Below are 20,996 nucleotides of genomic sequence, written 5' to 3' on the forward strand. Positions count from 1 at the left end.
CCAACACGACGGCCCTAAGACACGAGCATCGCCGGTCAGTGCTATCCGCCCGACTTCCCGAGTACTACGGCTACCCCGACCCCGCAGCCCTTGATGGCCGTGGTGTCGCCAGACCCGCACTCCCCCAAGGGAATTTCGGGTTCGCCTCTGCCGCAGTGTTTTCGAAATACGGCGTGGATGTGATCTTCGCCGGGTACAACGGAATCGTGAGTGCTTCAAAGTATTCGGCCGCGTTCGTCAGCGTGCTCATGGCCTCTGTAGCGGTACTCGGACTGCCTGCCGCCCCTGCCGCGGCCGGCCCTGCGGGGGCGCATGTGGTCGAGGAGGCGCCCTTGGGCGGCTCCGTATCGCGGATGGATGTCTACTCGCCCTCGATGGATCGGGTGGTGCCCAACAAGGTGATTCGGGCCGCGGGCGGTGGCCGGGCGCCCACGCTGTATCTGCTCACCGGAATCGGTGGCGGTGTGGATGGGATTTCCTGGTGGGACGACACGGACGTCCGGGAGTTCTTCGCCGACAAACATGTCAACGTGGTGATGCCGATCGGGGGCGCCTACAGCCTGTACACCGACTGGCTCGCCGACGACCCGGCCGTCGGCCGCAATCGATGGCAAACCTTTCTCACGCAGGAACTCCCGGCAGTCCTCGACACGCACCTCGGCACCACCCGACACAACGCCATCGCCGGAGTATCCATGAGCGCGGCCTCCGCGGTCGACCTCGCCATCCAGGCGCCCGACGTATACGACGCCGTAGCCGCCTACAGCGGATGTCCCTGGGCATCGGACCCCGTTGGGGTGGCCATGGTCAGCGCCCAGGTGATACGCGGCGGAGCCAACCCGGCGAACATGTGGGGCGAGCCCGGCGCAGCGATCTGGCAGGCGCACGACGCGTTCGCCAACGCGACCGCACTCGCCGGGAAAACCATCTACCTCTCAGCAGCTTCCGGCACTCCGGGCGCGATCGACCGAGGCGGACTACCTTTCCCACCGATCGAAGCGATCGCGAGCTCGTGCACCGGCGCCTTCGCAGGCAGGCTCACCGAGCTCGGGCTGTCCGCAATCCATGTCAACCGCCCGGAAGGCGCACACACCTGGGGGCAGTTCGAAACCGACCTACACGATTCCTGGCCGCACCTGGCCAGCGCGCTCGGTGTGTGAAGCACCGGATACCCATCGGTGTCTGGAATATCCCCGGATCAGCTGTCGGCTTTCGACCCTCGAGGTGCCCGCACGCGATCGGTCGGCTCGCCGCCTGCACAAAGCCTCCGAACTCGGCCGATCTGACGGGCGACTCGCTGGGATGCTCGTCGTCGGACGCGACGACGAACCGCTGGTGACCGATCTCGCTCCCATCTCGCGAGGTCGCGTATTTCCAACAGTTCACCGCGGCACTCAACGAACTGCCGGTCAACTTTCCGCCCGGAGCGCTGCCCGGCGACGATCGCTTCCAGAACGTCGCTTTCGACATGTCCGACGGTCACGAGAGTGCTCGCGGACCATGGAACGAGGGCCAAGGCCCATGGTCCGCTGGGGTGGAATGGCGGTATGTCGACAATCCGGCCAGCGAGTGGCTCGGCACCAGCCAGCGTGAGAACAAAGGCGCGGAGACCAACCCGGAGGGCAAGCCCGCAGTACAAGGCTCGAAGCCGTTCACGCACGAGCAGCATGTCCCGAGTTGATCTGAGCGGTGGTGGACAAGGTCCACGCCGCCATTAGGGCATTTCGGCTCCCGCCGCCGTTCGTTGCGGCGGGAGTCTCGTCATCCCCGATCTGCGCACCGGCCACGCTCTCGGGCAGAGCGACGAAGACATCCGAGATGACCGACTGTTCAGACGGCCGAGTCCGCGGGCTTCACCGCAAGAAGAATTCCCGTCGAGTACATGCTCCGCACGAACTCAGGCTCATCGAACCCGACCGCGCGCACCGTCTCCGCGTAACGGCGGATATCGACGCCGGCGAAAGGATCGACCGGTTCCTCGCCCCGGCGAGTGAGTCGCCTGATTCGGGTCAGCGCCGACCGCATCCGGTCGGATGGGTCGGCATCGGCGAGCAGTAGACGTCCGCCCGGGCGCAGCACCCTCCACATCTCCTCGATGGCGGCGCAGCGGTGCTGTTCTGGTACGTGGTGCATGACGAAGGTGCAGGTGACGACGTCGAACGAGGTGTCAGGCAGCGTCAGGCCCTGCGCGGTGGCCTGCTGGTACCGGTGATTCGGAAAGTGGTCGTGCCGCCGGTTGTAGTCGACGGCCGAAGCAGAGGGGTCGACGCCGACCGCGGTGCCCTCCGGGCCGACGAGTGCGCCGAGTGCGCGAACAAGTTTGCCCGGGCCGCAACCGATGTCGAGCACATCATTACCCGCGCGGGCGCCGCTGACGCGTGCGAGTTCGGCGATGAGCCGGGCGTGGCGCCCGAGAAAGAACGCGGCGGTGAACAGGTTGTAGCGCCGCAGACCGGCGATGACGAGGCCGGTGTCGGCGTCGTCGACGAACATGGGGGTGAGCACTTGTTCATTACGGGACATGCGTTCATCGTCTGCCGCGTACGTGGCGGCGACCAGAATCAGAGGGGCGGAATCCGTTCGTTTCCGGACGGATCTGCCGAAACTGTCCATGCGACGAGAGACCACTATGGCCACGACCACTGACCGCAGGGTGCGGCGGACCCGGGAGGCGCTGCACCGGGCTCTGATCGAGCTGATGATCGAGCGCGGGTACGAACGCGTGACCGTCAGCGACATCATCGACCGCGCCGACGTCGGTCGCTCGACCTTCTACGCCCACTACCGCGACAAGGACGACCTACTGATCAGCAGCTGCACCGAGTTCCTGCGCCGCGAGATCGCTCGGACGCGCACCGACCACGACGCCCCCTGGGCGCCTGTGCGGATCATGATCGGCTTGGCCGCCGCCTATCCCGATGTCTACCAGGCCTTGATCGGCCCGAAGAGCAGCGCTGTTGTGCTGCGGAGCTATCAGCAGACCGTCGCGGACATCCTGCACGAACACCTGGACCTTCGGCTGGACATGCCCACCGACGAGTTGGCCGGCAGCATAACCTTCCTGTCCTGGGGGCTGATCGGACTACTCGGCTCGGTCATCGACCAGACCGACCCCACTCTGCCCGCGACGGCATGGCGCCGGTTCGAATCGCTCTGGACGGCCGGTCTCGCACGACACATGCCTCGAGTTGCCACCGCCCGGCCCCAGACCGTGCACGGCGTGCCTCCTTCCGGAGACTGACCTCCGCCCAGTGCGTCGCTGTGCGGGTCCGGTTTCGCGGCGACATCGGCAGGACTTTCGGCGGCGGCAACCGCGCGGCAGCCCGTGCCGCCCTCGGATCTACCTGCGATGGCCGTTTTCGCCACGCCGTCCTCGCATTCTCCGCACTGTGCACGTCGATGCGCCGGGGACCGCTGTAACGTCTGTCCGAGATGCGATGTCGCTGGTCTGGCTGGTCGGTGCGCTGTCGGTCAGGCCGTACTTCGAGCATGGGCTGCTGGTAACCGCGGGCCGATGAGGGCGGGTCGCTGTACCACTGCCCAGTGGGTTCAGACGGGTCGAGACCGGTGCGTCGCCCAGACGTTTGAGCCGATAGTCCACGGTGTTGACGTGCGTGCGCGGTGGCCACAGAGCGGCACCACCCAGCCGATCAACGCCCGCTACCGCGGCGCCCCGACGCCGAAACCTATCGCCGCCGACCGCAGCGACAACATCGAAGGTATTGGGCAGCAATGATTCATTCGATCATGCGATCCGCTGTCAACGTGGCAGCGGCAACCAGTCTCGCGTTCGCGAGTGGTCCGGCGCCCGCGGTCGCGGCGACCCCACCCGACGTGGTCGTGACCGGCGGCGTGATCTCCGGCTTCGCCGCCGACGGAATCACCAAATATCTGGGAATTCCGTTTGCCGCACACACCGGCAGCGAAGCGCGATTCCGCCCCCCACAGCCCGCACCACCGTGGCCCGGCGTCCGGCAAGCCCTCGGTCACGGACCGCAGTGCCCACAGACCGGGTTCCTGCCCGGCACCCAACCGATCGGCCCCACCAGCGAAGACTGCCTGTCCATCGACCTATACGTGCCCGACGGCGCGCGCGACAGAAACCTGCCGGTCATGGTGTTCTTCTATGGCGGCGGCTACACCAACGGCTCCAACAGCCAATACGACGCGCCCGCCCGGATGGTCGCCGAAGGCAATGTCATCGTGGCCGTCCCCAACTACCGTCTCGGACCTTTCGGATTCATGTCCCTACCCGGGCTGGCCGCCGAGTCCGGTGGCGCCACCGGAACGGTCGGCATTCAAGATCAACAAGCCGCCTTGCGCTGGGTGCGCGACAACGCCCGAGCGTTCGGTGGCGATCCAGCCAACGTCACGATCTTCGGTGAATCGGCCGGCGCCGGAAGTGTCTGCACACACTTCGCCGCACCCGCCTCCGATGGTCTTTTCGACAAAGCCATCATTCAAAGCGGATCCTGCGCACAATCGCCCTTCGCGCCCGGCAATCGCGACGAAGCCATCGCATACTCACAGCAGTACGCCGAAAGCGTCGGGTGCGGCGATCCCGCGACTCAATTGGCATGCCTGCGCGCCCTACCCGCCGCGAAACTTTTGGAGTCACCGATTGCCCAATTCGACGGATTCCCCCAGAGGTGGGCGCCCAGCATCGACGGCGTCGTCGTCACCCAGACACTCGACGCCGCACTCGCCCGGGGAGCCGACCGAAAAACGCCCCTCATCGTCGGAAGCAACAGCAATGAAGGCGCACTGTTCATCGCCGAATCCGACTACGCCCTCGGTCACATCCCGGATGCCGCGAGCTACGAACGCTACATCCACCAATATTTCGGCACCTACGCCGATCGGGTCCTCGCCCACTACCCGCTCGACCGATACCCCTCACCCGCAGCCGCTCAATCCGCGGTCATCACCGACGGCTTCTTCGCATGCCCCCAGCGATTCGTCAGCCGCGCCGCCCGCGACACCGGACATCCCGTGTGGCAGTACGAATTCGACCAAGCACCACTCGGCGAGACCAACCTGTTGATGCCCGGCGCCTTCCACGCCGCCGAACTGCCCTACCTGTTCAGCAGCCTGATGAGCGTACCGATCCCATGGACTGGACCATCCGATGCCTTCTCCCGACAAATGCAGCGATGGTGGACCACCTTCGCCCACACCGGGAACCCGAACGGCCCCGACTCACCCCCATGGTCGGCTTGGCCGGAAACGGCCGGGCAGAGCCCCGACGGGCCGGTACTGACCATGCGGGCAACCGGCAGCACCATGTCCCACGACTTCAACGCCAGGCACAACTGCGGATTCTGGTCCGAACGCCCACGCTGACTCGGCATTTCGCCGAACCGATGCCTGGCCCCGGATCCGCGGACCCGACCCCGGAGTTTGCTATAGACTTGCTGAATATTCGGTGAGTAGGCCTGCTTGAAGGCGATTTCGCACCCGTTGTGTCGAGGGGTGCGGTCTGCAGCGCGCAAGGCCGCCCGGCGGCCTTGCGCAGAACTTCAACTCGAGGGCGGCATTCCATGACAGACGTCGATTACTGTGTGGTGGGTGGGGGATTCGCGGGATTGACTGCCGCCCTGCGCCTGGAACAGGCGGGCCGATCGGTGGCAGTGCTGGAAGCTCGCGACCGGCTCGGCGGGCGCACGTTCACCGAAATGCGCGAGGACGGATCCTGGATCGACCGCGGTGGCGCCTGGATAGGGCCGGGGCAGGACCGGATCTACGCATTGATGACCGAGTTCGGGGTACCGAGTTACAAGCAGTACACCGACGGGGCGGCCATGATGGTGGTCGACGGGAAGCAGCACCGCTACACGGGCACGATCCCGTGGACGATGAGCCCCTGGGCGGCGATGAACCTCGGTGCGGTGTTTCTCGAGCTGGGACAGATGTGCAAGTCGATTCCTCTCGAAGCTCCGTGGGCAGCGAAGAATGCCGACAAGTGGGACAAGATCACCCTGGCGCAGTGGCTGGATAGCAACGTCCTGTCCAAGCCCGCCCACGATCTCGTCGAGACCGCCATCGCGGGCTGTTACACCTCGGCCGCTTCGGAGGTGTCATTGCTCTTTGTGCTGTATCAGATGGCGTCGGGGGGCGGGCCGGGCTTCGTCCTGGGCGTCAAGGACGCGGCCCAGGATGCTCGACCAGTCGGGGGCATGGGGGCCATCTACCGGCCGATGGCAGCCCAGATCGGCGACTCGATCCACCTGTCGCAGCCTGTCCGGCAGATCGATCAGGACGCCGACGGGGTGACGGTACGCTCCGACAGGATGACCGTGCGCGCACGCCGAGTGATCGTGGCGGTTCCCCTGGCGATCGCCGGCCAGATTCGGTACGGGCCAATGCTGCCGGTCGATCGGTCGTTCCTGCATCAGCGGATGCCGAGCGGCTCGATCTTCAAAATCGCCGCCGTGTACGACGAGCCGTTCTGGCGTAACGACGGGTTGTCGGGACAGTCGGCCGCACCAGGATCGCCCGCGACCATCACCATCGACGCCTGCACGGATACCGGGCGACCCGGGGTCATGTGCGTCATCACCGAGGGGCCCATCGCGCGGGAGATCGGACGACTCGATGAGGCCGAGCGGAGGAAGGCGATCCTCGGGGAACTCGTCGAGCGGTTCGGCAGCAAGGCCGGCTCCCCAGTCGACTACCTAGAGCAGAACTGGAGTGTCGAGCGTTACTCCGGCGGCGGAATGCTCAGTCACGCGCCAACCGGTGTGCTGACCGAGTTCGGCCATGCCCTGCGCGAACCTTCCGGCCGGATCCACTGGGCCGGAACCGAGAGCTCTGCCATCATGTGCGGTTGGATCGATGGAGCTATTCGCTCGGGTGAACGGGCGGCGCGCGAAGTGATGGAACACGAAACCGCGACCGTGGCCTGAGGTATTCGAGCAGGTCTTTTATTCGGGTCACAAGAAATAGTGCGGCGGGTCGGCTCGCATGGTTGTCCACCTCAGTTCGGTGAACGCGTCCAGATTCGCCTGGGTGCCACCGTGCCGCGAGCCTGTGCCCGAATCTCCGACGCCGCCGAACGGAGCGACGGCTTCGTCATTGATCGTCTGATCGTTGATGTGCACCAGACCAGCGGGGATCCGGTCGCTCAGCGCGAGCCCACGCATGACGTCACGAGTGAGCACGCCGAGCGAGAGCCCGTAGCCGGTGTCACCGGCCAGTTCCACCGCTTCGTCCACCGTGGAGAAGGTGAGCACCGGGGCGACCGGTCCGAAGATTTCCGTGGTGGCGGCTGGGGAATCGGGTGGCACGTCGGCGAGCACGGTCGGTCGGTAGAACAGGCCGTTGTGAACGCCACCAGTGACGAGCCCGGCACCTGCTGCCACAGTGTCGGTGACGATGCGGTGCACAGTGTCGCGTTGCGTCGCGTCGATGAGCGGCCCGAGGTGGACCGGCCCGGCGGCCGGGTCGCCGACGGTGAGTTTCTCCGCGCGGGCTGCCAACCTCGCCACATACTCATGGCTGACCGAGGCGTGCACCAGGTGGCGACTGGCCGCCATGCAGATCTGCCCGGCGTGGAACCAGGAGCCGAATGCGCCCGCTGCGGATGCGGCTTCGATGTCCGCGTCGTCGAGCACTATCAACGCGGAGTTCCCGCCGAGTTCCAGGTGGGTGCGTTTGAGCTGGCGCGCCGCCGCGATGGCCACCTCGCGACCGCCCCGGGTGGAGCCGGTGAAGGCGATCACCGCGACGTCCGGATCGGCGACCAGCGCGGCGCCCGTGTCGGCACCGCCTGGCAACACGTTGAGCAGGCCGGGTGGCACACCGGCCTCGGCGAAGACCCGGCCGATCGTCACACCGCCCGACACCGAGGTCCGCGGGTCAGGTTTGAGGATGACGGCGTTGCCCAACGCGAGTGCGGGCGCGACTGCGCGGACGGAAAGCACGACGGGAAAGTTGTATGGAGCGATCACCCCGACGACTCCCACGGGAATCCGCCGGGAGAAGCTCAACCGCGGCTGCTGGCTGCGTAACACCTCGCCATACGGGGCGGCGGCCAGTGCGGCGGCCTCATAGCACTCCTGCGCCGCCAGCGCGATCTCGAACTCGGCCTTGGCGGGTACCGACCCGGATTCCCGGATCAGCCATTGCGAGATCTCGTCCGCATGCCGCTGGCACAGATCCCCGGCTCGGCGCAAAATCGCTGCGCGCTCCTGATATGGCCGCTCAGCCCAGTCACGCTGTGCGCGCACGGCAGTATCGGCGGCCGCGCGGACGTCCTCGGCCGTCGCCTGGCCGATTCGGCCGAGGGTGGAACCGGTGGCCGGTTCGATGACAGGTGCCGACCCTCCTCGTCCCCGCACCCAGTCGTCGAGCAGGATTCGCCCCTCCCACAACAGTTCGTCAAGCAATCCAACGTGCTCCGGCCGTGCCATGAGCTCCCTCTCTCTGTTGTTGTCGCCGACTCACGCGGCGGGAATGGGGCGCCAGCGGTGTATCCGCCGTCGACTGCGAGTTCGACGCCGGCGATGAGAGACGCTTCGTCACCGAGCAGGAAGAGGGCGGCAGCAGCGACTCTTCACCGTTCCCCTTCGCGATGCTAGGCCGGATCGCCTGCGCATGTTGTCCAGCTCGACCGGTCCGCGTAGGGTCGCCGACCTTCGATTGTTCGGATACGCCCATGAGCCACCGCGACTGCGCCGCCCGCGTCACCACGCACGTGGTTCGGCCGACAACTGTTATCGATGCCCGCTGTCACCCAGGAGTCGGCGCTGATCACATCCGCCCGACCGCACCGACGCGATCTTCGCCGCCGAGCGGCAACGCCCGCGGCGTACGGTCGCGTCGTCGTGGCGCGCGCCCGGCTCGTGTGCCGGGCTGACGCGGCTGCTACTCGGGTTGCTCGGCGTCCTCCAGGTCGCGCTGCCGCTGGCTCAGCGGGGCGTCGCCGACCGCGTGTCGCCGGTTTTCGTACCGCTCGTGTTCCTGATGGCGGGCATGACCTTCGACAGCCTGCGCCCGCGCTGGCTTCGTTCGGGCCGCTGACCGCGCCGACGCCGCGGCACGAAACATACTGTGTGGCAACCTCGACCGGCCCGACTCGGATCACGCTGTGCCGTACGACACTTTCGCGGTGCTGAGCGCATCCTGGGCCGGAGCCACAGCTACTCGAATATCAGCAGGTCAGCGAGCTAACCAGGACAAAAGCAGTGAGCCAGTTTACGATGTGCCGTGCCGCACTTCGATGCGGTACAGCAGTACCGGAACTGAGGAAATACCATGCAAGTGATAGAGCGCGACTCGTTGACCGAAATCACCTCGGTGGTGGTGGATGAGACTGTTCACAACATTGGCCTTCTCAAAGACTTTCATCAGAATCCGACGCTGAAGGATTTCGTGCCCGAGCTGGCTCGGCTCTCGCTCAGCTGGGTGCGGCTGTTGCCCGGTGAAGAATTGTCGGTGCATGAGCATCCGACGAAAAGCATGATCATCGTCGCGGAAGGGACCGGGCAAGCCGTCGGCGACATCACCCGAGACATCCGCTCCGGTGACATTGTCGTGGTTCCGCCGGGCTCGAAGCATGGATTCGTGGGCGCCGAGCCGTCGGGCTTCTGGGCTTTGTCGATCCAGTTCGAGGGCGACGGCCTGTACGAGAATCCGGACACCCCACGGGTCGCCTTCGTCGACGACCGTCCCGACGTCGCGGCGATCCGCGCGGAAAACGACCGGTACCTGCATGAGTATCGGAACAACGCCCTGGTCCGGCTGATCGGCGACATCGATGCGCAACCGCCCGAGGTACGCAGCGGGCTGTTGGACCACCTTCAGGGATGGTCGGACGCATTTCAGCGCGTGATCGCCGCGCGGGTCGTCGGGGAGAACGACAGTTCCGCGCGTCCTCTTGCCGACGAGCATCTCGCCGAGGAACTCGGGCACCACGTGCTGTTGGCCGAGATCCGCGACAACAGACCAGCGCAGTGGGATCCGGTGATCGCCGCCGCCTCATCCTGGTTCGTGGATCGCATGGCATCCTCGTCCACCGTGGAGCGCACCGTCCTCTCGCATCTGGTGCTAGAGGGCAGCGGAATGGTGTTCCATGCCGCAGGGCTGTCGTCGTTCTCGGCAAGCAAGTATTTCCAGCTGCACGACAGCGCGGACGCGGAGCATCTCGAGATGGGGTACCGCGCCTTGGCGCGGCGCCGGGACTGGACACCGGCGGAGGTGGGAGAGGTGCTGGCGAAAGGCTGGACGATGATGCACCTGCTGTCGGACCGCATCGCGGAATGCGCGCTGCGGACCGCACCCGTGGACCATGGCTAGCGATCAGGCGCTGTTCGAAGAGCGCGAGCGCAGAGTCCTGGCCGCGGTGTTCGGCAGGGACAAGGCCGTCATGGCTGAGCTGATGCACCCGGATGGTTATGGATTCGATGCCACGATGGGCTTGGTCAGCCAACGTGAACTCATCGACGGCATCGACGCACTCGACCAGAACGCCGGTTTCGAGGCCGATGAGATACGGGTGGTGCCCGGGGGGCCGAAGGTCACCGCGCTGACGTACCGGCTGCGGCAATGGGGCGACTTCAACGGCACACCGCTGCCAGAAGTCGTGTACTGCAGCAGTGTATGGCGGCTCGGGGACGACGGCTGGCAAGCGATCTTCCACCACGAGACACCGACGCGATCGACCCGGTAACGCCGTGCCCAGCGAGACGCACTTCTGGCGGCAGGCATTCTGTCGACTCTACGAGACCCGCGTACCCATCGTGCCGCTGGGAAAGATCATGCACTGGCGTGCCGTGGTCGACGCACTCGGCGTGGACACCTCGACGGCCCGAGACCTGGTGCTCGTCACCGACGACTACTTCTATCGACCGCATTCAGCTGCTCCGACAGCGGCCGAACTGGACGCGCACCGGCACGAAGGCGCGGTAGGCGGAGCACAGTGGCTGCTGTATCCGGTGGTGCGGCACGATGGCGCCGACACGCCGGCTCCTCACGGCTTCGTGGAGTTGCCCTGGTTCGTGGAGGCCGAGTTCGTCGTGCGCGACAGCCTCGATCGTGACCTGCGAGGGTTGCTCGGAGGAGCACGGTCGCGCGAGCTGAGCCGACTGGTCCGCCGCGCCGACGAGGATTTCGGGTGGGAGGTGGCGACCGGCGCCGGGGTCGATGACGAAACCCTGGTGGCCTTCGACCGATTGCACCAGCTGAATCTTGCGAAGTACGGGCACTCCCGCAATCATTTCGCCCTCTCCCTCCTGCGTGACATCGCGATATCCGCACTGCGGGAACGGGTGTGCGTGTTCCTGCACCGCCGACAATCCGATGGCGCACCGGTACAGGCCGTGCTGGGGATGCACTATCCGGAGTCGAACACGTTGGAAGTCCTGGTGCAAGGCATAGACCACACCGCGGTAGCGCGGTCCCAGAACCTGTATGCCGTTGCGCTGTACCGGATCTACCGGTGGGGGCTGGCCCGGGACATCCACCGGTTCAACCTCGGCCGCGGCGCCCAACTGGCGAAGCTCAACCTGGGCGCGAATCGATTTCATGTCGTCAGCAATCACATCGCACCGGTCGACGACACCCGGCCAGGAGATTTCGGCGCGCTGCAGGCCGCCGCGCGCGCGGCGATCGACAAGGCCCTTGTCGTGCTGGGGACGGCCGCCGATCGCCGGGGCGGCGGCAGAAACGTGATGCTGCCGAAACGCACCGAAATAGCGGAACACGGACGCGGCAAGGTGATCGCATGAGTGGGCTCGTCACCGCCGGACGGGTCGGCGCGGTGTGGTTGGACGGCAGGCACGTGCCGCCCGACGAGGCGAATCTGCCGGTGCTGAGTCTCGGCCTGCACAACGCGATGTGTGTGTTCGAAGGTATCCGGGCCTACGACGGCAAGCCGTTCGCCGCGGCGGCACACGTTGAACGGCTGTGCGCTTCGTCCGCCCTGATCGGAATGCCCTTGCCCTGGAGCGCGACACAGATCGCCGCCGCCATCGACGAGACCGTGACCGCCGCCGGTTACTCCGACGCCTATATCCGGCCGGTCGCCTGGCGGGGGGACGAGGTGATCGGCATCGATCCGACCGGAACCACGGTTCATCTCGCCATCGCGGTGCTGCGCTGGCCGCAGCACCCGCCGGCGTCCGGGCGACCGCTGCGACTGGGCTTGTCCCGATGGGCCAGGCCTGCCCCGAGCATGGCGCCGGTCGGGGCGAAAACCTCCGCCAACTACCTCGTCGGCTCGCTGGCGCTGGCCGAGGCGAAGCAGCACGGTTTCGACGACGCCGTGCTGCTCGACCATCGTGGCAGGCTCGCCGAGGCGACCGGCGCGAATATTTTCGTCGTCCGCGCCGGCGAGCTGGCCACGCCGGTGGCAGACACTTTCCTGGACGGCATCACGCGGCAGACCGTCCTCGAACTGGCCGGGCACGCCGGTATCCCGACGCGGGTGACCCGCCTGGCACTGGAAGACGTCTCCGCGGCCGACGAAGTGTTCCTCACCGGAACCGCCGTCGGCGTGCAACCCGTCGGACGTTTCCTGGACACCGAGTACCTCGACGACCGTCCGATCACCCAGACCCTGGCGGACGCATACTCCCGCCTCGTCATCGCCCACCGGGAAAAGGAGAGGCCACGCGTACCATCGGCATAGTCGGTACCGGGATATCGGCACTGCATCTGGCACTGTTCTTACAGCAGCAGGGCATCCGGACCACGCTCTACACCGACAAGACTCCCGAGCAGATCCGTAACGGCCGGTTGCCCAACAACGTATGCCGGTTCGGCCGGACCAGGGCCCGCGAACGTGCGCTCTGCGTCGACCATTGGGACTTCACCGACTTCGGCATGAGCTGCGCGCATGTCCGCGTGCGCACCGATCCCCCGATCGCATTCCGCGGGAACCTGACCCACGAGGCCAGCTTCGTCGACTTTCGGATCTACCTGCCGCAGTTGGTGGCCGACTACCAGGACCGTGGCGGCGCTGTCGTCGCGACGCCGGACGTGGACACCGCCGTCGCCCGGTACGGGGACGACCACGACCTGATAGTGGTGGCCGCAGGCGGCGGTAGCGTCGACGCCCTGTTCCCCCGCGTCGAGTCCCGCTCCGCCGAACACCCGGCCCGGATTCTGCTCGCTGGGTTGTTCCACGGGGTGGCGCACACCGAGCCGATGGGAATGCATCTCGAGATCGTGCCCGACGCGGGCGAGATCTTCCAGACCCCGGTCCATTCCGTGACCGGGCGAGTAGCGGGCATTACGTTCGAGGCCATCCCGGACGGACCGTGGGCGTCCCGGTTGCGCGACCGGTACTACGACGACCCGGACGCATGCGCGCGAATCGTGCTGGAACTGCTGCGGGACATAGACTCGGAAATCCTCGGCCGCATAGATTTTCGCCGGTTCGCTCTCACCCGCCCACTGGACCTGCTGCAAGGTTCGATCACCCCCACCGTGCGCAGGCCGTGGGCTCGGTTGGGCCCGAACACCTATGCCGTCGCTGTCGGCGACGCAGCGGTGCTCAACGACCCGGTCACCGGCCAAGGGGGCAACCTCGCCGCCGCCGCGGCGTGGGAACTCGGACAAGCCATCCTCGCCGACCCGGTCTTCGACGAGCGTTTTTGCCGCACATGGGAATCGACATTGTGGAATCTGGCCGCGGATGTCACCGAGTGGACGGCATCCGCGCTCGGCCCGCCGCCGGACCATGTCGTCGCCTTGTTCCGTGCCGCCGAGCAGAGCCAAAACCTCGCTGACGCGTTCCTGGACAACTTCGACGCTCCGAAAGCGATGTGGAATTCCCTGGCCACTCCGCGGCGAGCGACAGCCTTTATACGCCGGGTCACTTCGGATCTCGTCGCCGAAGCTCCGGACCACACGGTCGTCGATCGGGAGCGACTTCTGCTGGATGCGCTCGCCGGCAATGACATCCGCGCCCTGCGTCCGCTCGTCGCGTCCGACGGGATTCTGGTCACCGACGACGGCGTTCACTCCCGAGACAGCTGGCAGAAGGCTGTCGAGCCGACCTGCACCCCTGACCCACCAACCGGCTTTTCCGTGCTGCGACCGGCCGAGGCCACGCTGCTGGTGACCTACCGACAAGGCTCACTGCACTGTTCGACTCTCTGGCGCCGCGATCAGCCCGACAGCTGGGTGGCCGCGGTGCACCACCGCTCCCCCGCACCTTCGGAGTCGCCATGACCGTTCATCCGGCACAGCTTCCCGCCTCCTTCGGCGGGGAAATCATCGCGCCTACGCACCCCGGCTACGACCAGGCTCGGCAGATATGGAAAGGGCTGGATCGCCGCCCCGCCCTGATCGCCAGGTGCGCCGACGTGTCGGACGTCCAACGCATCATCGAACACGCTGCGAACGGGGATATTCCGCTCGCCGTCACGGGAGCAGGCCACGATATCGCGGCCAGATCCATGCCGGATGGCGCGTTGGTCGCGTCCACTCTGGCGTTGGACGGCATCGAAATCGATCCTGTCCACCGCCTCGCCCGAGTCCAAGCAGGAGTTCGCTGGGGCAGCGTGGTGGCAGCGGCTGCCCGCCACGGACTGGCCACCACCGGCGCCTCCGTGGCGACCGTCGGAGTCGCCGGATTCGCGCTGCACGGCGGACTCGGTTGGCTGATGCGTAGTTTCGGAACGGCCTGCGACAACATCCAGGCATTGGACGTGGTCACCGCCGACGGACAGTTGCGGACCGTCGATGCGCGCAGCAATCCCGACCTCTTCTGGGCCATGCGTGGGGCAGGGGCGAATTTCGGAGCCGTCACCTCGCTGACGCTGCGCCTTTACCCGGTGAATCGGGTCGTCGCCGGAGTAAAGCTCTATCCCGCGGCCAAGGCCCGCGATGTGCTCGAGGTGTATCGGCGGATCACCGCCGGCGCCGGTGACGAACTGGTCACGCACTTCTACTACAACGGCAACCCGGACGGAACACACAGTGTCGGAATCGGCCTGTGCTTCAACGGCCCATCGGCCACGGCGTCAACAGCTCTGGCTCCCTTGGAGTCTCTCGGGCCCCCGACGCACGACTCGGTGCGGGAGATGGGAATCGACGAGCTTCAGGCGGTGCACGACGCCAGTACGCCGCTCGGCGCCCGATACCATCTGCGCGCTCATTATTTGTCCGAGTTCAGCGATGCCGCCGCCGATGCCATCTTGGCGCACTGTCGAAGCATCAGCGCGCCCTTCACACAGGTCTTCGTGGAGCATCTCGGCGGCGCTGTCGGCCGAATACCGAATGATGCCACAGCGTTTCGTGGACGCGATGCCCGGTTTTCGTTCCTGGTGATCAACGGGTGGAAGAATCCGGCCGAGGATTCCGAACGAGTGGCGTGGACCCGCGCGTTCGGTGAAGCCGTCGCGCCGCACGCGACCGAAGGCGCCTACGTCAATTACCTCGACTACGACGAAGACCATCGGATACCCGAAGCGTACGGCGCCGGCTATCCGAAACTGCGGTCGCTGAAGCGGCGCTACGACCCGACCAACATGTTCCGGTTCAACCGCAATATCGCCCCGGAGGCCGACGATGAAACTCGATGACAAGACGGCGGTCGTGACCGGCGCCTCGCGTGGTATCGGGGCGGCTACCGCGGTGGAACTGGCCTCCCACGGCGCGACCGTAATCCTCAACTACCAGAACGAACAGTTCCGGGCCGAGGCCGAAGTGGTCGCGGCCTCGATCGAAGACAACGGCGGCCACGCGCACCTCGTCCAAGCCGATCTGCGGGAAGCCGAGCAGCGCCGACATCTCCTCGACAGCGCGGTGGCATACGGAGGCAAGCTGGACATCCTCGTCAACAACGCGGGGGTCTACCGCCGACGGCGCACCGAAGACATCGACGAGGACTACCTTGCCGAGCACCTCGACATCAACTTCCGCGGTGGGCTGCTCACCACTGTCGCGGCGTCGAAACATCTGAGCGACGGCGGCCGCATCATCTACATTTCCTCCGGACTGGCCAGGCGCATCGCCGCGACCAGTTCGGTCTACGCCGCCACCAAGGCAGCCATCGAGGCCGCGGCCCGTTGTCAAGCAGCCGAATTCGGCCCACGCCGGATCACGGTCAACGCCATCGCGCCCGGAATCGTCGACACCGCACAGTTGGCTGGCAACCTCACCGCATCGGAGCGAGCGGCACTGGCCTCCGTCACCGCGCTCGGACGGGTCGGACAGCCCCGCGACATCGCCACGGTCGTCGCATTCCTCGCCTCCGACGACGCAGGATGGATCACCGGACAAGTCATCGACGTGGACGGGGGCCTACAGTGAGCGCCCGTGTCGCCGTAGTTCAAAAAGGTCAGGCCCGGTGCGATACCGGGCCTGAACTGCGATTTACGTGGGGTTCCTGAGACGATACGCAAATCATAAAACCCTTTCAGTGGCTTTATGCCGCCGATCCATCCTCGCATCCCGCATCGTGATCACCACCTCGCCGCAGTTGCCGCGACCTCGGCCTCGACGTGCTGGCCCGCTCCCGCGGCCTCACCGACCCTGCCGAACAGAAGGACACCACCCCAGCACTTTTCCCTGGGTGAGTTGGAAACCGCTGATCGGGCGGCCGAACTGCACTCGGTCACCGGCGTAGGCCAGCGCGGATCTGAAGGCGGACCGGGCCGCTCCCATCGCACCCCAAGCAGTGCCGTACCTCGCTTCATTGAGACACGACAGCGGTCCCCGCAGCCCGTGTGCCCCAGGCAGCACAGCGGCACCGGGCAGGCGGACCGCGTCGAGCACGAGCTCGCTGGTCACCGACGCATGCAGCGACATCTTGTGTTCGATTCGGTTAGCTGAGAATCCGATCTTTCGGTGGGGACGAGGAAGCCCCGGATCCCGTCGTCGGTGCGCGCCCACACCACCGCGACGTCGGCGATCGACCCGTTGGTGATCCACATTTTGCGGCCATCGAGGATCCAGCCATCGCCATCACGGCGGGCCACAGTGCGCATGCTTGCGGGATCGGAACCTGAATCGGGCTCGGTGAGCCCGAAACAACCGATCGCCGTTCCCGCCGCGAGACGGGAAAGCCATTCCTGCTTGTGTTCCTCGGATCCGAATGCCCAGATCGCGTACATGGCGAGAGATCCCTGAACGGAGACCAGTGAGCGAAGCCCCGAGTCGGTCGCCTCCAGTTCGAGGCAGGCCAGACCGAAGTCGACGGCGCTCATTCCGGCGCACCCGTAGCCTTCCAAATGCATTCCCAGTACGCCGAGATTGCTGAGTCCGCGGATGTCCTCGATGTCTCCCTCCTCGAACCATCGGCCGATGTGAGGTTCGACGCGACGGTCACAGAAGGCGCGGACGGCGTCACGTATAGCGCTCTCATCCGGTGTCAGGAGGGTGTCGATCTCGAGGAGGTCGAGCGGGTCGACTGGTCGGGTGGCATGTTGAGCGTGCATCGGTTCTCCAGAGGTGCTGATTGTGGGAGGCAGACGAAGATGTGGCGGGTCGGCTAGGCCTTCACCAGTGGGCTGATGATGAAGTTGCTGAAGCCGCCGTTCCGCTGCGCGGTGCCGCTGATGGCCTCGTTGACCTGCTCGAGGGGGTAGACGCGGTGCTCGAGGGGGGTGAGGTCGAGTAACCCGGCCTCGACCATGTCGGCCATGGTTTGACCTTCGCCTGCGGTGAACCACACGGAGCCGACCAGTCGTAGTTGCTGATCCATCAGGCGATGGATGTCAACGGGAACCTGTCCGGCGACGGCACCGATGGTGACCGCGACCGCACCGCGTGCCATAGCCCGGATACCTGCGAGGAAGGTCTCGTGGGGAGCTCCAGGGCCGAGCGCGTCGATATAGATGTCTACGCCGTACCCGTCGGTTTCCTCCCGGATCCATTCCTCGACTGGGCCGTCGTCGAGCGAATGCAGGCGGATCCGATTGGGTGCGAGCTTGTCGACTTGATCGAGCAGGCTCCGGTTACGGCCAGTGCCGTAGACCCGCGTCAGTCCCATGGCAGGCGCGAGAAGTGCGGCGCCGACGCCCAAGGTCCCTGAAATTCCGTTGATCAGGACCGACTTGCCTGGGCCTGCACCGGCCTTTCTCAGCGCCGAGAACATCGTGCCCAGGTAGCCGAACCGGGCTGCGGCATTGAACGAAAGGCAGTCCGGGATTTTCACCAACGCGTAGGTGGGCGCAACCATATACTCCGCGAGGCCACCTTGGTATCGGTCCAGCAAACCCATGGCGGTCGGTGAGTAGCCGAAGTAGCCGGCAAGGACGTAGCTGGCGCAGTTGATGGAGTCGTCGTTGCGACAAGCTCGACACGAACCACAGTGACGGCCCGGATTAACGTATACCCGATCGCCTACTCGGACGTCCTCGACTCCTTCTCCGACGGCTTCCACCACGCCCGCCGGATCCAGACCGAATGTTGCGGGCAAGGTCGGGAGGGGGCTATCCGGAAACCACGTCGTCCACATGTTCAGGATATTGGCGAGGTTCGGGACGATATTCACGGCATGGACGGCAACCCGGACCTCGCCCGGACCCGGATTGGGGATGGGGATTTCGTCGATCCTCATCGGTTCGCCGACATGGTGCATTCGCGCTGCGCGCATCGTTGCGCTCATGGGTTACTCCTTGGTGCTGGGGCACTACTCGATGGCGATGGTTGTCGGTCCCGCCCGGCTGAGGTGGAATGACAGGCGAGGTCGATAAGTTTTTGGCGCTGGATCTTTCCGGTTGCCCCGCGAGGTAGCATCTCGACGAGAAAGAGCTGTCGGGGCCATTTGTGTTTGGTCAATTTGCCCTCGACGTACTTGCGGATGTCGTCGAGTGACACCTCGCGAGTCCCCACCACCACGAACGCAGTCACGATTTCGCCCCACACCGGGTCCGGTAAGCCGCATACGGCGACGTCGAGAACGCCGGGCAGACCGGCGAGGATGTTCTCGACCTCGGCCGGGTCCACATTCTCACCGCCGGTGATAATCGTGTCCTTGACGCGACCGACCACTTCGAGACGTCCTCGGGCGTCGAAGCGGCCGCGGTCGCCGGTATGGAACCAGCCGTCGGGGTCAGCGACGGGCAGCAGCCCGGCCCGCGTCCAATATGAGGCCGCGATGGATGGCCCGCGCAGCCAGATCTCGCCCACAGCTTCGGCCGGAGCGGGTACGCCTTTGTCGTCCATCACGCGTAATTCGACGTGCGGCATGGGGCGTCCCACCGATGTGGGGTGGTCGGCGACGTCTTCGCCGGCCGCGTAGGTTACGCCGGCGCAGGATTCGGTCAGGCCGTAAGAGTTGACGATATGAATACCGCGGTCGTCGAACCGAGTCGCTGTCGTGGATACCGCGGGCGCGCCGCCCGCCAACACCCAGCGCAGCGAGTCCATATCGGCGCTGTGGAAGCGCGGGTGCCGCACAAGAAGAGTCAGCATCGCCGGGACCGCGAACGCGGTCGTCACTTTGTGGTCGCGGACCAGGTCGATGAACAGGCCGGGATCGAATCTCGGCGCGAGTACTACAGTCCCGCGACGCGCCCAGGTGTATTGCGGCAGTCCACCCAGGACTGCGACGTGTGCCAGAGGCGTTGCGATCAGGGCTACTTCGCGGTCCTCCATCGGGAGGCCCGCAAAACCATTGACCATGCTCCAATACAAGTTGTCATGGGTGAGCGCTACACCTTTGGGTCGGCCGGACGTCCCCGATGTGAACGGGATGATGGCGACGTCGGAGCCGTCCGGGGCCTCGCGTACGTGCTCGCCGGTGGACCGATCGCCAGCGCACAGCTCGTCCCAAGCGAGCAGCGCTGCACCAGCGTCGGCCAGTCGGTGCCCCACGAACGAGGAGTCGGCGATGATGGCGCGCGGTGAGGTCTCCTCGCAGATCACAGCGAGTTCATTCTCGGTGATCTGAGGATGCAGGGGGACGAGGATAGCGCCCATCCTCGTCACCGCGAACAACGCCGAAATGGCCTCGGGCCGCGGGACGCCCTGCATGACGACTCGGTCCCCCTTACCAACGCCCACCGCGCGGAGGCACCGAACAGCCTGCCGGATCAACAAGTCCAGCTCTGTGTAGGTCCATGATCTGTCTTCGAACACGAGGGCGGTTCTGGAACCGGTCTCGGCCGCACTCGCAAGGAAGTGGGCGCCGAACCAGGTCGCTTTCTCGGCTGCGAGCATCGGCACTTCCATCACATTGTCACACCCAGATCACACCGAGCAGGAAGCCGTACGCCGGGCTTCACGTGAACGAGTTCGTTCGAACAAAGTCGGCCTTCGGGTACAACCATCCAGCGTGTGGTCGCGAGGTCGGCGGCAGGGTTCTGCGGTTTAGCGGCGATCGGCCGGTGGCTGCCCAGAATCCGGCATACGGGTTGTCGACGCATGGGTGTCTGCGCCGCCGGTAGCGCACAACCGAATCGCATGGCGTCCTGGCTCGGCGTCCTGCCCGATGGGATTGTCATTGCGCTCCCGCTGTGGTGCCCGTACCGATCAGAACGAAGAAGACAGTGGCGGGTGTGGTGCCGGGGTTGCGCCAGGCGTGCCGTGTGCTGTTCTGTACGACGATGTCACCCGCCCGCAGGACGGTGGAGTCGCCATCGAGGTCCAGAACGATCTCACCGTCGAGAACGACGCCGTAATCGATGGTGGGCGTGGTGTGCATGCCCGGGTTCTCCGGCTCGAACAGTTCGGCGAGTCCCGGCGTGATTTCACGTTGCTCAGCGGCTGCGGATGCACGGTCGAACGACGGGTCGGCGTACACACTGGCGGGCGGGAAGGTCACAGTGAGCGCGATCGTCTCGCCGGGGCTGGGCACCCAGGACCGAATAGCCATTGTGGGATCCGCAGAAACGGTGGCAGGCGTTGTAGTCGCCCACACCAGACAATTCGCGAAACCGGGCGTGTTCGTGTATTTCCGCGATCGGGGAGGCTCTCCGTCACTGATGATCACGGCATGGCCGTTCTCGCTGATATCCGTAACGACGCGACGGACCATTTCTTACTCCTCGCAGAGCTGATGAGTTTTAGTGCGAGCGCAGTTCTCGCAATTCTCGAATCGC

The 20,996-nt window shown here is 65.7% G+C and carries 18 protein-coding genes and 2 pseudogenes; 14 read left to right on the forward strand and 6 right to left on the reverse strand.

Annotation, left to right across the window (positions count from 1 at the left end):
- Positions 1–248: 248 nt before the first annotated feature.
- Positions 249–1,160 (forward strand): alpha/beta hydrolase, encoded by a 912-nt coding sequence (locus tag OH799_RS16145; protein WP_406282171.1) that lies wholly within the window; start codon positions 249–251, stop codon positions 1,158–1,160.
- A 188-nt stretch (positions 1,161–1,348) separates the two neighbouring features.
- A pseudogene (locus tag OH799_RS16150) lies at positions 1,349–1,681 on the forward strand (manganese catalase family protein); the annotation flags it as partial.
- Between the two features lie 149 nt (positions 1,682–1,830).
- On the opposite strand, the gene OH799_RS16155 reads toward OH799_RS16150, so the two are convergent.
- Positions 1,831–2,523: a class I SAM-dependent methyltransferase gene (locus OH799_RS16155; RefSeq protein WP_406281060.1), complete on the reverse strand. Its 693-nt coding sequence runs from the start codon at positions 2,521–2,523 to the stop codon at positions 1,831–1,833.
- A 106-nt stretch (positions 2,524–2,629) separates the two neighbouring features.
- Between OH799_RS16155 and OH799_RS16160 the strand changes: the two genes are divergently transcribed.
- The 4 genes from OH799_RS16160 to OH799_RS16175 all read left to right on the forward strand — a co-directional run bounded on the left by OH799_RS16160 (position 2,630) and on the right by OH799_RS16175 (position 6,905).
- Complete coding sequence (locus tag OH799_RS16160; RefSeq protein WP_406281062.1) at positions 2,630–3,241, forward strand: TetR/AcrR family transcriptional regulator; 612 nt, start codon at positions 2,630–2,632, stop codon at positions 3,239–3,241.
- A 369-nt stretch (positions 3,242–3,610) separates the two neighbouring features.
- Positions 3,611–3,736 (forward strand): hypothetical protein, encoded by a 126-nt coding sequence (locus tag OH799_RS16165; RefSeq protein WP_406281064.1) that lies wholly within the window; start codon positions 3,611–3,613, stop codon positions 3,734–3,736.
- Positions 3,737–3,747: 11 nt separating this feature from the next.
- Positions 3,748–5,343, forward strand: a complete 1,596-nt coding sequence (locus OH799_RS16170; RefSeq protein WP_406281066.1) for a carboxylesterase/lipase family protein — start codon at positions 3,748–3,750, stop codon at positions 5,341–5,343.
- Positions 5,344–5,540: 197 nt separating this feature from the next.
- Entirely contained in the window at positions 5,541–6,905 is a 1,365-nt protein-coding gene (locus OH799_RS16175; protein WP_406281068.1) for a flavin monoamine oxidase family protein, read from the forward strand.
- 27 nt (positions 6,906–6,932) lie between these two features.
- Here the strand turns inward: OH799_RS16175 and OH799_RS16180 are convergent, their stop codons facing one another.
- A complete protein-coding gene (locus OH799_RS16180) occupies positions 6,933–8,411 on the reverse strand; it encodes a benzaldehyde dehydrogenase (protein WP_406281070.1) in 1,479 nt (492 codons plus the stop codon).
- 463 nt (positions 8,412–8,874) lie between these two features.
- On the opposite strand from OH799_RS16180, the gene OH799_RS16185 reads away from it, so the two are divergent.
- From OH799_RS16185 to OH799_RS16220, 8 genes are all read left to right on the forward strand, one after another.
- Positions 8,875–9,021 (forward strand): hypothetical protein, encoded by a 147-nt coding sequence (locus OH799_RS16185; protein WP_406281072.1) that lies wholly within the window; start codon positions 8,875–8,877, stop codon positions 9,019–9,021.
- A 234-nt stretch (positions 9,022–9,255) separates the two neighbouring features.
- Complete coding sequence (locus tag OH799_RS16190) at positions 9,256–10,296, forward strand: cupin domain-containing protein (RefSeq protein WP_406281074.1); 1,041 nt, start codon at positions 9,256–9,258, stop codon at positions 10,294–10,296.
- On the forward strand, positions 10,289–10,669 hold the full coding sequence (locus OH799_RS16195; protein WP_406281076.1) for a DUF4440 domain-containing protein: 381 nt from the start codon (positions 10,289–10,291) through the stop codon (positions 10,667–10,669). Before OH799_RS16190 ends, OH799_RS16195 begins: the two co-directional genes overlap by 8 nt.
- A 4-nt stretch (positions 10,670–10,673) precedes the next feature.
- Complete coding sequence (locus OH799_RS16200) at positions 10,674–11,726, forward strand: hypothetical protein (protein WP_406281078.1); 1,053 nt, start codon at positions 10,674–10,676, stop codon at positions 11,724–11,726.
- Positions 11,723–12,628: an aminotransferase class IV gene (locus OH799_RS16205; protein ID WP_406281080.1), complete on the forward strand. Its 906-nt coding sequence runs from the start codon at positions 11,723–11,725 to the stop codon at positions 12,626–12,628. Before OH799_RS16200 ends, OH799_RS16205 begins: the two co-directional genes overlap by 4 nt.
- 107 nt (positions 12,629–12,735) lie before the next feature.
- On the forward strand, positions 12,736–14,175 hold the full coding sequence (locus tag OH799_RS16210; protein WP_406281082.1) for a styrene monooxygenase/indole monooxygenase family protein: 1,440 nt from the start codon (positions 12,736–12,738) through the stop codon (positions 14,173–14,175).
- Positions 14,172–15,530: an FAD-binding oxidoreductase gene (locus OH799_RS16215; RefSeq protein WP_406281084.1), complete on the forward strand. Its 1,359-nt coding sequence runs from the start codon at positions 14,172–14,174 to the stop codon at positions 15,528–15,530. The genes OH799_RS16210 and OH799_RS16215 overlap by 4 nt, the downstream gene beginning before the upstream one ends.
- Complete coding sequence (locus OH799_RS16220; protein WP_406281086.1) at positions 15,517–16,260, forward strand: SDR family NAD(P)-dependent oxidoreductase; 744 nt, start codon at positions 15,517–15,519, stop codon at positions 16,258–16,260. The genes OH799_RS16215 and OH799_RS16220 overlap by 14 nt, the downstream gene beginning before the upstream one ends.
- A 216-nt stretch (positions 16,261–16,476) precedes the next feature.
- On the opposite strand, the pseudogene OH799_RS16225 reads toward OH799_RS16220, so the two are convergent.
- The 4 genes and pseudogenes from OH799_RS16225 to OH799_RS16240 form a co-directional block, all read right to left on the reverse strand.
- Positions 16,477–17,387, reverse strand: a pseudogene (locus OH799_RS16225) (acyl-CoA dehydrogenase family protein); the annotation flags it as partial.
- A 53-nt stretch (positions 17,388–17,440) separates the two neighbouring features.
- The gene (locus tag OH799_RS16230) at positions 17,441–18,559 is read right to left on the reverse strand and encodes an alcohol dehydrogenase catalytic domain-containing protein (protein WP_406281088.1); all 1,119 of its coding nucleotides are present in this window, start codon (positions 18,557–18,559) and stop codon (positions 17,441–17,443) included.
- Entirely contained in the window at positions 18,556–20,115 is a 1,560-nt protein-coding gene (locus OH799_RS16235; RefSeq protein ID WP_406281090.1) for a class I adenylate-forming enzyme family protein, read from the reverse strand. Before OH799_RS16235 ends, OH799_RS16230 begins: the two co-directional genes overlap by 4 nt.
- Before the next feature lie 280 nt (positions 20,116–20,395).
- The gene (locus OH799_RS16240; RefSeq protein ID WP_406281092.1) at positions 20,396–20,770 is read right to left on the reverse strand and encodes a cupin domain-containing protein; all 375 of its coding nucleotides are present in this window, start codon (positions 20,768–20,770) and stop codon (positions 20,396–20,398) included.
- Positions 20,771–20,996 lie beyond the last annotated feature (226 nt).

Origin of the sequence: Nocardia sp. NBC_00881, from assembly GCF_045207455.1 — a bacterium.
Lineage (GTDB): Bacteria > Actinomycetota > Actinomycetes > Mycobacteriales > Mycobacteriaceae > Nocardia.